10 protein-coding genes, 2 rRNA genes and 1 pseudogene are annotated in these 16,551 nt (G+C 40.8%); 12 read left to right on the top strand and 1 reads right to left on the bottom strand.

Annotated elements, in window-relative coordinates; genetic code table 11:
• Positions 1-212 precede the first annotated feature (212 nt).
• From AC0VZ4_RS20080 to AC0VZ4_RS20045, 8 genes are all read left to right on the top strand, one after another.
• Complete coding sequence (locus tag AC0VZ4_RS20080) at positions 213-1,421, top strand: hypothetical protein (RefSeq protein ID WP_475440541.1); 1,209 nt, start codon at positions 213-215, stop codon at positions 1,419-1,421.
• Between the two features lie 4 nt (positions 1,422-1,425).
• Positions 1,426-2,475 carry a sensor histidine kinase gene (locus AC0VZ4_RS20075; protein ID WP_475440540.1) on the top strand — a complete coding sequence of 350 codons (1,050 nt, stop codon included), beginning with the start codon at positions 1,426-1,428 and terminating at the stop codon, positions 2,473-2,475.
• Positions 2,459-3,247, top strand: coding sequence for a LytR/AlgR family response regulator transcription factor (locus AC0VZ4_RS20070; protein ID WP_475440539.1), 789 nt, complete (start codon positions 2,459-2,461; stop codon positions 3,245-3,247). Before AC0VZ4_RS20075 ends, AC0VZ4_RS20070 begins: the two co-directional genes overlap by 17 nt.
• Positions 3,248-3,523: 276 nt before the next feature.
• Positions 3,524-4,114, top strand: coding sequence for a hypothetical protein (locus tag AC0VZ4_RS20065; RefSeq protein ID WP_008137627.1), 591 nt, complete (start codon positions 3,524-3,526; stop codon positions 4,112-4,114).
• A 5-nt stretch (positions 4,115-4,119) separates the two neighbouring features.
• The gene (locus AC0VZ4_RS20060) at positions 4,120-4,815 is read left to right on the top strand and encodes an ABC transporter ATP-binding protein (RefSeq protein ID WP_475440538.1); all 696 of its coding nucleotides are present in this window, start codon (positions 4,120-4,122) and stop codon (positions 4,813-4,815) included.
• Complete coding sequence (locus tag AC0VZ4_RS20055; RefSeq protein WP_475440537.1) at positions 4,815-6,029, top strand: ABC transporter permease; 1,215 nt, start codon at positions 4,815-4,817, stop codon at positions 6,027-6,029. Before AC0VZ4_RS20060 ends, AC0VZ4_RS20055 begins: the two co-directional genes overlap by 1 nt.
• Entirely contained in the window at positions 6,022-6,792 is a 771-nt protein-coding gene (locus AC0VZ4_RS20050; RefSeq protein WP_149613263.1) for an outer membrane lipoprotein-sorting protein, read from the top strand. The genes AC0VZ4_RS20055 and AC0VZ4_RS20050 overlap by 8 nt, the downstream gene beginning before the upstream one ends.
• 12 nt (positions 6,793-6,804) lie before the next feature.
• The gene (locus AC0VZ4_RS20045) at positions 6,805-6,933 is read left to right on the top strand and encodes a hypothetical protein (RefSeq protein WP_008137620.1); all 129 of its coding nucleotides are present in this window, start codon (positions 6,805-6,807) and stop codon (positions 6,931-6,933) included.
• 49 nt (positions 6,934-6,982) lie between these two features.
• Here AC0VZ4_RS20045 and AC0VZ4_RS20040 read toward each other — a convergent pair whose 3' ends face one another.
• Positions 6,983-7,825, bottom strand: a complete 843-nt coding sequence (locus AC0VZ4_RS20040; protein WP_475440536.1) for a LytR/AlgR family response regulator transcription factor — start codon at positions 7,823-7,825, stop codon at positions 6,983-6,985.
• A 144-nt stretch (positions 7,826-7,969) separates the two neighbouring features.
• Between AC0VZ4_RS20040 and AC0VZ4_RS20035 the strand changes: the two genes are divergently transcribed.
• From AC0VZ4_RS20035 to AC0VZ4_RS20020, 4 genes and pseudogenes are all read left to right on the top strand, one after another.
• Positions 7,970-9,199 (top strand): acyltransferase family protein, encoded by a 1,230-nt coding sequence (locus tag AC0VZ4_RS20035; RefSeq protein ID WP_475440535.1) that lies wholly within the window; start codon positions 7,970-7,972, stop codon positions 9,197-9,199.
• Between the two features lie 83 nt (positions 9,200-9,282).
• A pseudogene (locus AC0VZ4_RS20030) lies at positions 9,283-11,076 on the top strand (choice-of-anchor I family protein).
• A 625-nt stretch (positions 11,077-11,701) separates the two neighbouring features.
• Positions 11,702-13,237 (top strand): 16S ribosomal RNA (locus AC0VZ4_RS20025).
• Positions 13,238-13,534: 297 nt separating this feature from the next.
• Positions 13,535-16,425, top strand: a 23S ribosomal RNA gene (locus AC0VZ4_RS20020).
• Together the 16S and 23S rRNA genes form the textbook arrangement of a ribosomal RNA operon.
• The last annotated feature ends 126 nt before the right edge of the window (positions 16,426-16,551 follow it).

Below are 16,551 nucleotides of genomic sequence, written 5' to 3'. Positions count from 1 at the left end.
TAGGCATACTATTTTTCTTGATTTATAACTCCCTCTTTTCCCCCTCATGGCTTTTAAAAGGCACCAAATATCTTTATAGCCGATCATAAGCTGTTTTAACCAGATAGCCTTATCTGCCATTATTCCCTTTTATCCTCCTATAAAGCCACCCATCACCTAATTTACCAAGCTCACATTATCGCTTTACAATTTTTGCAGATCAGGAGGATAAGATGAAAATAATATTGGGTGTTATTTGCAAAGTATATGTGCTGTTCGTGATGGTTATATCTTCAGTGAGTGAAGCAAAACAGTTTACAGAAAAATTACAGTTTGATAGTCAAATTCGTATTAATGGGCAAAATATAAAAGGGACGAATCAAGCAATTTTTGCAACTAAAAATATTTCATCTCTTTTCTCGGCTCTGGATGTAAGTTTAGAAGGTGAAGGGTTGCGTTTTGCGGCAACTGCTAACGTATATAAAGAAGGTGGGACGAGTGAAACCGATTTTACTATTTCAGAAGCGTTCTATGATTTTAGTACGGAAAATTGGTTTTTATCTGTAGGGAAAAAGAAGCTTGATTGGGATGTTGCCTATGGATTTAGACCATTAGACATGTTTTCTCCAACTGACTCATTAGCGATATATACAGCAGTGCCCCCTGGTGTGTTAATGATAACGGGGGACTACTTTACTGAATCAGGAAATATCACTGTGATTTGCAATGAAACGAAACCTGATTATCTTGAACGAGGTATTAAAGTAGCACAAAGTTACGGTTGTGGTGGGCGTTATTATCAATTCTTTGATGGTTATGAAGCGCAAGCAATAGCGCACTATGACGATAAACTGGGCTTTAGAATTGGTGGAAGTACCCTTGCAGTAATAGGTGATAGCTTAGAATTACATAGTTCATTACTCTGGCAGCAAAACTATCGTTCGCCTAAAGTTACTCAACTGTATAAGAATACTTTATCTGCATATGATAATGTTGAAACAATTTGGCGCAAAGGCAGTTTGCAAGCTTTAGTGGGTTTTAACTACAGTTTTTCGATGGGGGTAACAGCCATTGTAGAATACTGGCATGATGGTCGAGCACCAAGTGACAAGCAATGGCGAACATTAATTGCACGCGCTAATGAAGGTGTCCAATATCATCAATTGAGATTATATCGAGCTCACTTTTCGACACAAAATCTATTCAGAGATAGTGTGATGGTGCATTTGAGAACATCTAATTCTACCTGGCAACCTTCGATGACATGGTTAACAAACCCTCAGGATAACAGCATGTTAATAAATAGTGAGCTGTGTTACTCTGGTTTTAAAAATGGTCGTCTCTGTCTCGGTTATAGGAGCTATGCTGGCGGAAGCGAAACAATATATGAGCAGCTAAGCCATCAAAAAACTGGATATCTTAGCGTCGAAATTAAGTTGTAATTTAATGCCTTTTATTAAACCATTCTCAGGATCAGAAAGCTGGGTGAGTAATTTAAAGTTAGCTGTAGTCTGTATTTCTCTTGGGTTATTGATTCACTTTATTGGGTGGGCTAAGTATCCTGTTATTTCAATTATGATCTCTCTTGGAGTTGGGTTCAGTATTCGCTTATGCCGTAAATGGTTAAAGCGGCATTATCCACAAATGAATCTTGCCTTGCAGTTTTTCTTAGCTGCTCTTTTTTCTTTTATTGTGTGGGGACTGACACCACTCTTATTAGGTGTTGTGAAGAGTAGTGGTGGCTATATTGGTGATTTACAACAATATGTAGGTATTTTGCTGATTGGCAGTTTTATTATGGTGGTGGTGAGTTTTACATACTATCGAAGTGCACAAGCACAGAATTTAAAACAATCGTTAGCACAAGTTGAATTAGAGCAAATAAAGAAAGATAAAGTATTGTTAGAGACTCAATTAAGGTTACTACAATCTCAAATTGAGCCGCACTTTTTATTTAATACACTCGCTAATATTCAAGCATTGATAGCTGTTGATACTAAACAGGCGAATAAGATGTTAGCCGCACTTTCGGCTTTATTGAGACAAAGTTTAGATAGGACTAGGTCTGAGTGGTTAACCCTCGGCCATGAATTACGTTTTAATAAAGCTTATTTGGCCATACAGAAAATACGTTTAGGGGATAGACTTAATATTCACTATGACGTAACGGATAAAATAACCGATGATATTTTGTTTCCTCCAATGTTACTTCAACCTCTCATAGAAAATGCCGTTACACATGGTATAGAACAGTTAACATCGGGTGGAGAATTGACTCTATTAGTCAAAAAGGAAGAAAATAACTTATTAATACGCATTACGAATAATACACCTAATGAAGGCAGTAATCACAAAGGCACACAAGTTGGGATGAACAACGTAAAAACCAGATTACAACAATTGTATGGTGAACAAGCCAGCCTTTTATTTGATCACAGTCAGGCGGGTATTGTGACCGTCACTATGGAGGTACCCTTAAATGTCTCACCGAGTTAGAGTTGTTATTGCTGACGATGAGCCCATTTTGCGTACACATTTGAAAATGATGTTAGAAGAGGTTTGGCCTGAAATCGATATTGTTGGTCAAGCAGCTAATGGTGAAGAAGCTTTAGCACTGACCGAGGCATTTACACCTAAGGTTGTATTTTTAGATATTAATATGCCAGGAATGGATGGTTTAGAAGTTTCTAAAAAACTATGTGATGATGACTCACCCCCCATTATGGTTTTTGTAACTGCTTATAATGAATATGCAGTTACTGCATTTGAGAACCAAGCAATTGACTATCTTTTAAAACCTTTAGAAAAAATAAGGCTTGAAAAAACCGTACAGCGAATAAAAAAGCTTTTGTCATCCGAAAGCACTGAGACTAGTCAACAAACACAGTTACAGGCTATGTTCTCCCAGTTAATGCAGAGTAATAACCTAGCATCATCTAATGCGTATTTAAAGTGGATTAAAGCAAGTAAAAACAATCATATATATATGATTGATGTTGATGACGTAGATTATTTTATCGCCGACAATAAGTACACCGAAGTTACTGCTGGGCAACAGAAGCATTTAATAAAAACATCTATTACTCATTTAGAAAGTGAGTTAGAGCCTGATACTTTTTGGCGCATTCATCGTAATTGTATTGTTCGAGTTGACACTATTGATCATGTATCTAAAGATGATTTAGGTCATGTCTATATATACTTGAAAGGGAGTGATGAAAAACTTTCTGTGAGTAGAAAATATCACCATTTATTTAAGCAGATGTAACAGAAAAAATAACCAACCATTATTGAAGCGGATTTAATACTGTAAAAGAGGTAAATCATGATTTACCTCTTTTTTGATTGTATTGAGTGCGCTCTAATCACTATCATAATTCAACTTACTAATTTGATCGCTCCCCTAAAAAAGGACTACAAAGTATACTCATCATTACTATTTCCCGTTTATCTCCCTATTCAACCGATTATCGCCTGCCTAACATTCTATGGTGATTGTTTCTTAAGATATGTTCATCAACAGAAACAATACAGGATAACGATAATGAACCAATTTTCTACGATTAAAAAAATGCTTTTAGGCGTTGTACTAGCAAGCTCTTCAGTTACTGCAAGTGAAATCCCAGCGCATGTTATTACAGCATATCAACAGGGACTTACTGGCTCCCAAGAGCAAAATCAACTTGCTGTTAACGCGCTTTCTGAACTCAACAATAAAGCATCAAATCCCGTTGTTTTAGCTATGTTAGGAAGTGCTGAAACAACGCAGGCACGATACACCAGTCAACCTTGGCAAAAAATGAAATTCGCAGAAGCCGGCATTGCGAAATTAAATAAAGCAATTAAGCAAGTTAAAGGAATGCCATATCCACTTAAGGCAAGCGTTTATGTGACTGCTGGCTGTACCTTTGCGCAGGTACCAAAAATGATGAATCGTGCTGAACATGGTGCTCATTTATTAAATCAAGTATTGGCCGATAGTGATGGATTTTCAAAGTTAGATAAACAGCTAAAACAATCAACTTATAGATGTGCCGCATTGGCTGCAAATAAATTAGAAGATCAAACTAGAGCGAAATTATTCATCGAAAAATCTGACGCTCTAGCGCGCCTTTCAAAGGCTGAAAAAGGATAATTGTAATGCTTAAATTTTCGAACATTGTTAAGTCTTACAAGACTGGAGAAGTCGTCGTCAACGCATTAAAAGGCGTATCTGCTGAGATAAAAAAAGGGGAAACTGTTGCATTATGTGGCCCTTCAGGTAGCGGGAAATCAACACTTTTAAACATTTGTGGCTTGCTTGACGATGACTATAAAGGTGAAATTTGGCTTGCAGGTAAAGCAGTCTCAAAAGATAAAAAAGTAATGACACAAATTCGTCGTGAAAAACTAGGATTTATCTTCCAGAGATATAATTTGATCCCAGTGATGTCTGTTTATGAAAACGTGGAGTATCCACTTTTAATGCTTAATATGAATAAGCGAGAAAGAATGGATAAAGTTGTTGATATTATTAATAAAGTTGGTTTAAAAGGTCATATATCTAAACGCCCTGATCAATTATCAGGTGGTCAACAGCAGCGTGTTGCTATTGCTCGAGCATTGGTTAAGCGACCTGAGATTGTGATTGCGGATGAACCCACCGCAAATTTAGATACATCGACCGCGAATATGGTCATTGATCTGATGCGTGATTTAGGCAATGACCTAGGTTGTACCTTTATTGTAGCAACACATGACCACCGTATGACAGATCGCTGTCATCGTGTTTTAAATCTAGCTGATGGTAATTTATCGGCATTTAATCCATATGAAACTCATAGGAGAGCAGGATAATGCGTTGGATCTCATTTGCATTTTTTAACGTTTGCCGAAATGGTAGGCGTTCATTATTCACAATATTAGTTGCTGCAGTTGCCGTAGCCGCTATTTTAACGACGAGTGGTTTTGCCTTATTTACTTATCAATCACTGGCAGAAAAAGCGGCTAGAGATGAAGGTAATTTTATTATTACACATCAAAAATTTCTAAAAGAAGAAGAAGATACACCGCTGCAATATGGTTTATCTGATATTGAAAAGTTAATAGCTCAACTTGAAACCGACGAAGGCATTAAAAGTGTATTGCCACGCATAAACTTCAATGGTCTTGTATCTAACGGTGAAAAAAGCTCAATTTTTATTGGTCTGGGTGTAGACCCCGAAGAGTTTATGGTTAAAGGGCCTTTTTTAACAATGTTAGAAGGTAAAGCATTATCAAACTTTGGTAATGAAGATGAAGCAGAAGTTGTATTAGGTAAGGAGCTAGCACGCAACTTAAAGGTGACTGTGGGGGATTATATTACGCTCATGTTGACAACGACAGATGGTGCGTTGAATGCGATGGATTTTACAATAAGGGGTATTTATACGACAGGTGTGCCAGATTTAGATAAGCGACAGCTCTATGTGAAACTATCAGATGCGCAATCATTGTTGTATACCGAGAAAGTCAGCTCATTGTCGGTTTACTTATTTGACATAAGTAAAACACAACAAACAGTTTTAGATTATCAGAAGCGTGACCAGTCATTGGAGTTTACACCTTGGTGGAAGCGCGCATTCTATTATCAGTCAGTAAAAGATCTTTATAACCGTATTTTTGGCCTGTTAGGTGGAATTATGGTGTTACTTGTATTCTTCTCAATTTCAAACACGATGGCGATGACTGTTAGTGAAAGAACCCGTGAAATAGGGACTGTATCGGCAATGGGCTCTTATCAATGGGAAATTATTCGTAACTTTGTATTAGAGTCAAGCATGATAGGGTTCATTGGCGCGGCGTTAGGTATTGTTGCATCTGCCTTCATTGCTTGGGGATTGGTTTATTTAGGTTTAGAAATGCCACCACCGCCAGGTAGCAATCAGGGTTACCCTTTAACCATTACTTTCTCATGGGAAGTAGCAGGTATTGTATTACTTACTATGGTATTGGTATGTGTATTAGCGGCACTAAAGGCTGCATATAAAGGCAGTTCAAAATCAATTACAGAGGCGCTAAGTCATGTTTAAATTTAAAAATATTATATCTATCTGTGCGCTTTTGCTTATTTCTGTATCAGCTGTTGCGCAAACTGTAAATGAACAATACGAAGGTGGACTTGATCTGCAAACAGCTCTTGTCAACGTTGATGCTTATCGAAGTGAAGCAGAGTCAGTAAAAATTTCGGCAACAGTCAGTGCATATAATAAAGAGAAGCTAAAAAGTGAAAAGCAATATGATGTTTATTCATCTATCAATAAACAATCACTTGTTGTTTTTAAAACGGCTTCAGAGCAAGGACAAAAGGTCTTGATGAAGGAAAATGATTATTGGATGTTCATGCCGAAAAGCCGACGACCAATACGCATAACCCCTTTACAAAAATTATTGGGGGAGGCATCACTGGGCGATATTGCGACACTTAGTTGGAGTCAAGATTACGATATAGAGTCTTATGAAACGAATGAAGCTGTCATAGTGTTTAATTTAACGGCTTATTCAGAAAAGGCGAGCTATCAAAAAATTCAACTTACCGTTGATAAAGCCGATTTATTTCCATTGCAAGCAGAGTTGTATCTTCGTTCTGGCAAACATGCCAAAACGGCTACCTTTGAAAGAGGTGAGAGAAACAACAAAGTTAAAGTGATTTCTATGTCGTTAATCGATCAAATGCAGCCAGGTAAAAAAACAGTGATTGCTTATGATGAAATTAAGCCAATTGATGTACCGCAAAAGTTATTTAATCCGCAAATATTAATTCGCAGTGATTTAAATAGCCTTTTAACTGAGTGAAAGGCTAAAAACTTGGAACTACAATTAAATGAGCATCAAATCGATACTTGGCAAACCTCTTCAAGTTTGTTTGAACAAAATAATGCGCTTTCAGATCTTGATGTACAGTTAAGTGTGTCAGATAAGCTGGTGGCCAACTAAACTTGGCCACTGATTTTAGTGTAAGCCATTATCGCTTGTTTGATTTGTATTATTGCAACGTTAGTTTAAATTGCTCTTTATAGCGTCTAGATAGGTTTAGTACTTTACCTGTTGTTAGTTTTATTTCACTGTCGCCACTGGGTAGTGGTGTAATGGACTCCACTTTATCGAGTTTTACGCCATGGCTGCGGTGAATTCTACAAAACCCCTGCACTTCAAGTTGTTTACTTAATGCTGTAAGCGTTGCCCTTAACGGATATATACGTGAGCCTATATGTAGGTTTACATAATTACCCGACGATTCAAGCCAATCAACATCCTCTATTTTTATAATGAATTCTTTTCCGAGCTTTTTAACTAATAGGCGGTTTATGGTCGATGTTGTTTGCTGCTCACTTTCTTCAATTGAAGAGGCTTCACCTAGTAACTGCTGCACCACATATTGATATACTTTGATAAGTACGATGAAAAACACAAAGCTTATAGCGTCTTTCTGGTATTCATAAATAAGCTCAAACCAGCTAAGTCCAAAGTTGTAAGACCCATCATTCAACAAATATATGAATTTACGAATCCCTACCATAATACCAACGTGTAACACGCTAAATATAATAGAGGCACCAAAGTACATACCTAATGAGGCCGTAATATTTTGCCAATTAAAAGGTAAGTGTCTTAAAAACCAAATTAGAATAGGGAATATAAGCAAAGTACTCAAGGCACTTGAATACTCCCAAACAAATGGCTCCCACATTAAAAAAGTTAAAGCGCCTTCTCTTTGGGCTTCCATTATTTGGGTTGTAGCGTTTACTGTATTATTAATTAATACGTAAGCACACAGTAATACTGATGCGTAAATGCTTTGAAAACGTTGAAAGTGCTGTAGGTTCATAAATGTATGCTTATTGCTGATGTGGCACGCTTATCCCTGTATACCACCTTTTATCACTATTGCCTGTAATATAAGCACTTGTAGATAGTTTTAGCGAGAGCTTTAGGTATGAATAACGCATAAAATTCATAAAGTAGTAAAAGCATGAACACTCAAACACAACAACCTTCATTAGTTAATTCGCGTAAATATTATCTTGATTGGCTTAGGGTAATCGCATTTGCGTCGCTAATTTTTTATCACATTGGCATGTTGTATAGCGAAAACTGGGGATTTCATTTTAAAAGTAATTACACATCACAGTATGTTGAATATTTAATGTTGGTGTTTTCACCTTGGCGTATGTTGCTCATTTGGTTTATATCGGGCGTAGCACTGCGTTTTATGATTGATAAAGTAAGCGGCTTTAAGCCTTGGTTATTGTTCACTTTAACTCGTTCCATTTTTTTACTATTACCCTTGCTGGTGGGATTATGGCTAATAGTGCCTTTTCAGCTGTTTGCAGAAATGTTGCAGCAAGGTGTTATTGATATTAGTTATTGGCAATTTTATTTAGCTTTTATAGAGACTAACAATACGCTTTTTATTAATTATCAGTCTGGAGTGTGGCCGAATGTGGATGTAAATCACTTATGGTATTTGCGCTCATTGTGGCAATTTATGCTGATCATTATTGTTTTAACTCTTTTTGCACGCTTGCCCTTTATTGCGCCTTTAAAAACATTTGTTAAAGGGGATATGTCATTTGGGCTTTTAATTACCTTGTTCACTATTGCCGTACTATTTACAAGCCATTACTTAACTGGTGATTTAATCAGAGAAACCAATGGCTTTATGCTGCTACTCGCAGGATACATCCTTGCTAAAAACACTTACTTTTGGAACTGTTTAAATAAAAACTTGGTATTACTGGCTTTGTGTTTTTCGGTTTTGTTTGTACTTATAATATTAAGTTATCAGAAGGCGTTTACTCTTCCTCATTTTATTTTAAGCGGTAGCTACAATATTCAACGTGTTGTAGGTGTATTTTTTGTACTTGCGCTCGCTCACCGATTTTTAAATTTTAATACCTACTATTTAAAGCAGCTCAATGCATGGGTGTTTCCCTTTTATTTATTGCATCAAAGCATTTTGATTATTTTGTGTTTTTTACTGCAACCTTTAAGTTTAGGGACTGTTGTTGAGCCATTTATCATTATTACAGGAACTTGGTCTCTCTGCGGGGTTATAACATGGAGTATTACACGTATTGATGTACTTAGACCTTTGCTAGGAGTTGCAATTAAACGAGAGTATTCCTCGAGTGCAAAAATGCTTGGTTATACGGCCGCTTTAATTTTAATTACTCCGCTAGCGTATAAGCTAATTACTTAGGCTAAGAGGCTGTATTAAAACTGCCATAATCTTGTCATGCCTGTGTGTTGATATTTAGCAAATACAATACTAAGGAAAATCACATGTTTAAAAAATCAATTATTGCGCTCTCACTTATATCTATTCTTACTGGTTGCGCACTTGATGGTGACGATGGTCAAAACGGCTCTCAAGGATTACAGGGAGAACAAGGCGCAAATGGCATTAATGGGATAAATGGTGTAAATGCTAATTCAGCATTAAATATTAACCTTGTGGGTAGAGGTGTACTAAATGCACAAAGCCCAGAAGGTGCGGCTGAAATAGTTGCATACCAAGCATCTAAAAAATGGATTTACGCTATTAACAGTTCAGGCGATGACGCTGTTGTTGATATTTTACCCGCCGACACCTTTGATACTGCCGCACTCGTTAAAGATAACGAAGGGGTTATCAGCGCCACAAATTTAACGTCCGTTATTACGTTGTCTTTAAACGAGCATACCCAAGGCGATGCAAACAGCATTGCTATTGATGAAGATAATAATTAACTAGCGGTCGCAATGGCTGCTAAAAGCACGGGTGATGCAGGTCAAATTGCTTTTTACGATATAAGCGGCGACTCACCTGTATTTATTAAAAATGTTACAGTCGGATTTTTACCAGACATGGTGACGTTCACCCATGATGGCGCAAAGGCAGTGGTTGCTAACGAAGGTGAACCAAGTGGCGACTACAGCGTAGATCCTGAAGGTTCTATTAGTATTATCGATATAACAAATAATGTAATAGCCGATACAGCAATAAATATTGATTTTAAAGCCTATAACAACAAACAAACCGAACTAGAAGCGCAAGGGGTAGTTTTTGCAAACCCAAATGGTCGTACTATTAACGGTAATCTAATAAATACTACAGTAGCTATGGATTTAGAGCCCGAGTACGTTAGCATTTCTAAAGATAACAAATATGCTTATGTATCTATTCAAGAAAACAATGCACTTGCAATAGTTAACCTACAAGACAACAGTCTTGAGCTAAAGGGCTTAGGCTTTAAAGATTGGTCAAGCTTACAGCTTGATGCCTCAGATAAAGATGGCGGCGTTAATTTTAAATCATACCCAGGGCTTTATGGTATGTACCAGCCCGATACTATCTCAAACTTTAGTTGGAAAGGCGCAAACTTTATAGTCACTGCCAACGAAGGTGACGCAAGAGAATACTTTTTTGATGCAACAGGTGAAGCCGATTGCATAGCAAAGGGCGGACTTGATTACGATAAAGGCGATGGCTGCTTAGCTTATATAGATGAAAGCCGCGTTGAAGACTTAACGCTTGCTGCTAATTTTGATTACTTAAATAATGACGATGATGATATTGGTCGCTTAAAAGTAACAACAATAAAAGGCGATACCAATAACGACGGACAATACGAATCGCTTTACGGCTATGGCGCACGTTCTTTTACTATTTGGGATAGCAATGGGCTGGTGGTTTTTGATTCAGGCGACGATATAGCACGTATAACAGCATCTGTGCATGGTGAATCATTTAACAATAATGAAGATGAAAACAAAGGTGACTCACGTTCAGATGATAAAGGCGCAGAGCCTGAAGCGCTGACTATTGGTAAAATTGACGATCGTACATTTGCTTTTATAGGGCTTGAGCGTATGGGCGGCATTATGGTGTACGACATTACTAGTCCATACAATGTGCAGTTTGAAGACTACTTCTATAATAGAGGCTTAATTAAAGACGCTAATATTACAGGCGATTTAGCGCCTGAAGGAATGGAATTCGTTCCAGCAGAGCAGAGTGCTACAGGAAACCCACTCTTAATCGTTGGAAATGAAATATCAGGCTCCATTGCCGTATGGGAAATAGCATCTAAATAAACCTTTAATTTAAAATAAAGCTGTGTGTTGTTTGTTTAACATACAGCTTAGTTTAAACCTTACTAATACCTCATCAATAGATACATATGTTGTGCGTGTTTTTTAAACTAAAAGTATCCTGTAGCCCTTTATTTGTATAGCTTTCATACTAAATTCATTTAATTGTCAAAAAGCTGAAATAAAACATTGACCCCCGCTCGAATCTCCCTATAATGCGACCCCACTGAGACGGGAAAGGCCAACGCATAGCGAGGCACGAACTACTCACAGAGTTAAATAAAACTTCGGTTTTAAATTGTCGAAAGAAAGTTTGAAACAAAGTGTTGACTCGAAAAATAAAGGGTGTATTATTCGCATCCCTTGAGACGCTAAAGCGACTCAAAACGTTCTTTAACAATGTAAAGCAATCATCTGTGTGGGCACTCGTACAGATTGAGTTCTAACAGCCAAGCTACTTCGTTCTTTATTGAGCAAGTAGCGAGGCAAACAAATTAGAGTCTCAATTGAAAACTGAGTGACCAACAGAAGTAACTTATTTATAAGTTGCTTCGGCACAGTCAATTCAATATCGAAAGATATTAAAAAATTCAGAATTCATTGAGCTGTCGAAAGACATAAAACTTTTTAATTGAAGAGTTTGATCATGGCTCAGATTGAACGCTGGCGGCAGGCCTAACACATGCAAGTCGAGCGGTAACAGAGAGTAGCTTGCTACTTTGCTGACGAGCGGCGGACGGGTGAGTAATGCTTGGGAACATGCCTTGAGGTGGGGGACAACAGTTGGAAACGACTGCTAATACCGCATAATGTCTACGGACCAAAGGGGGCTTCGGCTCTCGCCTTTAGATTGGCCCAAGTGGGATTAGCTAGTTGGTGAGGTAATGGCTCACCAAGGCGACGATCCCTAGCTGGTTTGAGAGGATGATCAGCCACACTGGGACTGAGACACGGCCCAGACTCCTACGGGAGGCAGCAGTGGGGAATATTGCACAATGGGCGCAAGCCTGATGCAGCCATGCCGCGTGTGTGAAGAAGGCCTTCGGGTTGTAAAGCACTTTCAGTCAGGAGGAAAGGTTAACGGTTAATACCCGTTAGCTGTGACGTTACTGACAGAAGAAGCACCGGCTAACTCCGTGCCAGCAGCCGCGGTAATACGGAGGGTGCGAGCGTTAATCGGAATTACTGGGCGTAAAGCGTACGCAGGCGGTTTGTTAAGCGAGATGTGAAAGCCCCGGGCTCAACCTGGGAACTGCATTTCGAACTGGCAAACTAGAGTGTGATAGAGGGTGGTAGAATTTCAGGTGTAGCGGTGAAATGCGTAGAGATCTGAAGGAATACCGATGGCGAAGGCAGCCACCTGGGTCAACACTGACGCTCATGTACGAAAGCGTGGGGAGCAAACGGGATTAGATACCCCGGTAGTCCACGCCGTAAACGATGTCTACTAGAAGCTCGGAGCCTCGGTTCTGTTTTTCAAAGCTAACGCATTAAGTAGACCGCCTGGGGAGTACGGCCGCAAGGTTAAAACTCAAATGAATTGACGGGGGCCCGCACAAGCGGTGGAGCATGTGGTTTAATTCGATGCAACGCGAAGAACCTTACCTACACTTGACATACAGAGAACTTACCAGAGATGGTTTGGTGCCTTCGGGAACTCTGATACAGGTGCTGCATGGCTGTCGTCAGCTCGTGTTGTGAGATGTTGGGTTAAGTCCCGCAACGAGCGCAACCCCTATCCTTAGTTGCTAGCAGGTAATGCTGAGAACTCTAAGGAGACTGCCGGTGATAAACCGGAGGAAGGTGGGGACGACGTCAAGTCATCATGGCCCTTACGTGTAGGGCTACACACGTGCTACAATGGCGCATACAGAGTGCTGCGAACCTGCGAAGGTAAGCGAATCACTTAAAGTGCGTCGTAGTCCGGATTGGAGTCTGCAACTCGACTCCATGAAGTCGGAATCGCTAGTAATCGCGTATCAGAATGACGCGGTGAATACGTTCCCGGGCCTTGTACACACCGCCCGTCACACCATGGGAGTGGGTTGCTCCAGAAGTAGATAGTCTAACCCTCGGGAGGACGTTTACCACGGAGTGATTCATGACTGGGGTGAAGTCGTAACAAGGTAGCCCTAGGGGAACCTGGGGCTGGATCACCTCCTTATACGATTTAGAACTTATTTGTTCGTAGTGTCCACACAGATGATTGTTAATTAGTGCTTGTTCTTCGGAATAACTAATTAATATGCTCTTTAAAAATTTGGAAAAGCTGATAATAAAATTCTGATAGATACATTGTATTTATCAAGAGTTTTCAAAAGTAAAAAACAATGGTAGCAGTACCATTGAGTGCCATTTAGTTAACTCTTATGAGTTGATTGATTGGTATCTACTTTAGTATTCAATATTGACTTCTGGCGAAGTTAAACTGTCACGAAACAAAGACCCGTTTGGGTTGTATGGTTAAGTGACTAAGCGTACACGGTGGATGCCTTGGCAGTTGGAGGCGATGAAGGACGTATTAACTTGCGATAAGCCTAGTCAAGCTAGTAAAAAGCGCTTGAGACTAGGATTTCCGAATGGGGAAACCCACCTGCTTGCAGGTATCGTTAACTGAATACATAGGTTAACGAGGCGAACGCGGAGAACTGAAACATCTAAGTACCCGTAGGAAAAGAAATCAACCGAGATTCCGAAAGTAGCGGCGAGCGAAATCGGAACAGCCCTTAAGCTCATTATGTGTTAATGGAAGGCTGCTGGAAAGCGCCACGATACAGGGTGATAGTCCCGTACATGAAAAGACATTTTAAGTGAAATCGAGTAGGTCGGAGCACGTGAAACTTTGACTGAATATAGGTGGACCATCATCTAAGGCTAAATACTCCCAACTGACCGATAGTGAACCAGTACCGTGAGGGAAAGGCGAAAAGAACCCCTGTGAGGGGAGTGAAATAGAACCTGAAACCGTGTACGTACAAGCAGTAGGAGCCCACTTGTTGGGTGACTGCGTACCTTTTGTATAATGGGTCAGCGACTTATATTTTGTAGCGAGGTTAACCGAATAGGGTAGCCGTAGGGAAACCGAGTCTTAACTGGGCGACTAGTTGCAAGGTATAGACCCGAAACCCGGTGATCTAGCCATGGGCAGGTTGAAGGTTGAGTAACATCAACTGGAGGACCGAACCCACTAACGTTGAAAAGTTAGGGGATGACCTGTGGCTAGGAGTGAAAGGCTAATCAAACCGGGAGATAGCTGGTTCTCCCCGAAATCTATTTAGGTAGAGCCTCGGACGAATACTTACGGGGGTAGAGCACTGTTAAGGCTAGGGGGTCATCCCGACTTACCAACCCTTTGCAAACTCCGAATACCGTAAAGTAATATCCGGGAGACACACGGCGGGTGCTAACGTCCGTCGTGAAGAGGGAAACAACCCAGACCGCCAGCTAAGGTCCCAAAGTCATAGTTAAGTGGGAAACGATGTGGAAAGGCCCAGACAGCCAGGAGGTTGGCTTAGAAGCAGCCATCCTTTAAAGAAAGCGTAATAGCTCACTGGTCGAGTCGGTCTGCGCGGAAGATGTAACGGGGCTAAACTATGCACCGAAGCTGCGGATTCAGAATTTATTCTGAGTGGTAGGGGAGCGTTCTGTAAGCGGTTGAAGGTGTACCGGGAGGTATGCTGGACGTATCAGAAGTGCGAATGCTGACATGAGTAACGATAATGGGAGTGAAAAACTCCCACGCCGGAAGACCAAGGGTTCCTATCCCATGTTAATCAGGGTAGGGTAAGTCAACCCCTAAGGCGAGGCCGAAAGGCGTAGTCGATGGGAAACAGATTAATATTTCTGTACTCGATATAATTGCGATGGGGGGACGGAGCAGGCTAAGCAAGCATAGCGTTGGTAGTCTATGTGAAAGTGAGTAGGGCGTTTGTTTAGGTAAATCCGGACGAACACTAAACCTGAGACACGAGACGAGTCACTACGGTGATGAAGTTGCTGATGCCATACTTCCAGGAAAAGCCTCTAAGCTTCAGATTATATGGAATCGTACCCCAAACCGACACAGGTGGTCAGGTAGAGAATACTAAGGCGCTTGAGAGAACTCGGGTGAAGGAACTAGGCAAAATCGTACCGTAACTTCGGGAGAAGGTACGCTCCTATCTGTGATGAGACTTGCTCTCTAAGCGGACGGGAGCCGCAGTGACCAGGTGGCTGGGACTGTTTATTAAAAACACAGCACTGTGCAAAATCGCAAGATGACGTATACGGTGTGACACCTGCCCGGTGCCGGAAGGTTAATTGATGGGGTTATCCTTAGGGAGAAGCTCTTGATCGAAGCCCCGGTAAACGGCGGCCGTAACTATAACGGTCCTAAGGTAGCGAAATTCCTTGTCGGGTAAGTTCCGACCTGCACGAATGGTGTAACCATGGCCACGCTGTCTCCACCCGAGACTCAGTGAAATTGAAATCGCAGTGAAGATGCTGTGTACCCGCGGCTAGACGGAAAGACCCCGTGAACCTTTACTACAGCTTGGCACTGAACATTGAACCTACATGTGTAGGATAGGTGGGAGACTTTGAAGCAGCGACGCTAGTTGTTGTGGAGTCAACCTTGAAATACCACCCTTGTAGTTTTGATGTTCTAACGTTGGCCCCTGAATCGGGGTTACGGACAGTGCCTGGTGGGTAGTTTGACTGGGGCGGTCTCCTCCTAAAGAGTAACGGAGGAGCACGAAGGTTGGCTAAGTACGGTCGGACATCGTACGGTTAGTGTAATGGTAGAAGCCAGCTTAACTGCGAGACAGACACGTCGAGCAGGTACGAAAGTAGGTCATAGTGATCCGGTGGTTCTGAATGGAAGGGCCATCGCTCAACGGATAAAAGGTACTCCGGGGATAACAGGCTGATACCGCCCAAGAGTTCATATCGACGGCGGTGTTTGGCACCTCGATGTCGGCTCATCACATCCTGGGGCTGAAGTCGGTCCCAAGGGTATGGCTGTTCGCCATTTAAAGTGGTACGCGAGCTGGGTTTAGAACGTCGTGAGACAGTTCGGTCCCTATCTGCCGTGGGCGTTTGAGAATTGAGAGGGGTTGCTCCTAGTACGAGAGGACCGGAGTGAACGAACCGCTGGTGTTCGGGTTGTCATGCCAATGGCATTGCCCGGTAGCTACGTTCGGAACTGATAAGCGCTGAAAGCATCTAAGCGCGAAGCAGGCCTCGAGATGAGTTCTCACTAGACTTTTAAAGTCTCTGAAGGGCCGTTGAAGACTACAACGTTGATAGGCAAGATGTGGAAGTGGTGTGAGCCATTAAGCTAACTTGTACTAATTACCCGTGAGGCTTAACCATACAACGCCAAACGCGTTTTATGTGATAGTGAAGCAAGCGAAGAAGTTAATATAACTAAAGTAGATATTACTTAGAAAGACTTAAAAAATATTATCAGATATTTTCCAAATTAAGTTAGTGCGCAGA

Source organism: Pseudoalteromonas sp. QJM3NY_22, assembly GCF_056173065.1.
Note: the sequence above shows the minus strand (reverse complement) of the source record. Positions and strands in the feature narration are given on the sequence as shown.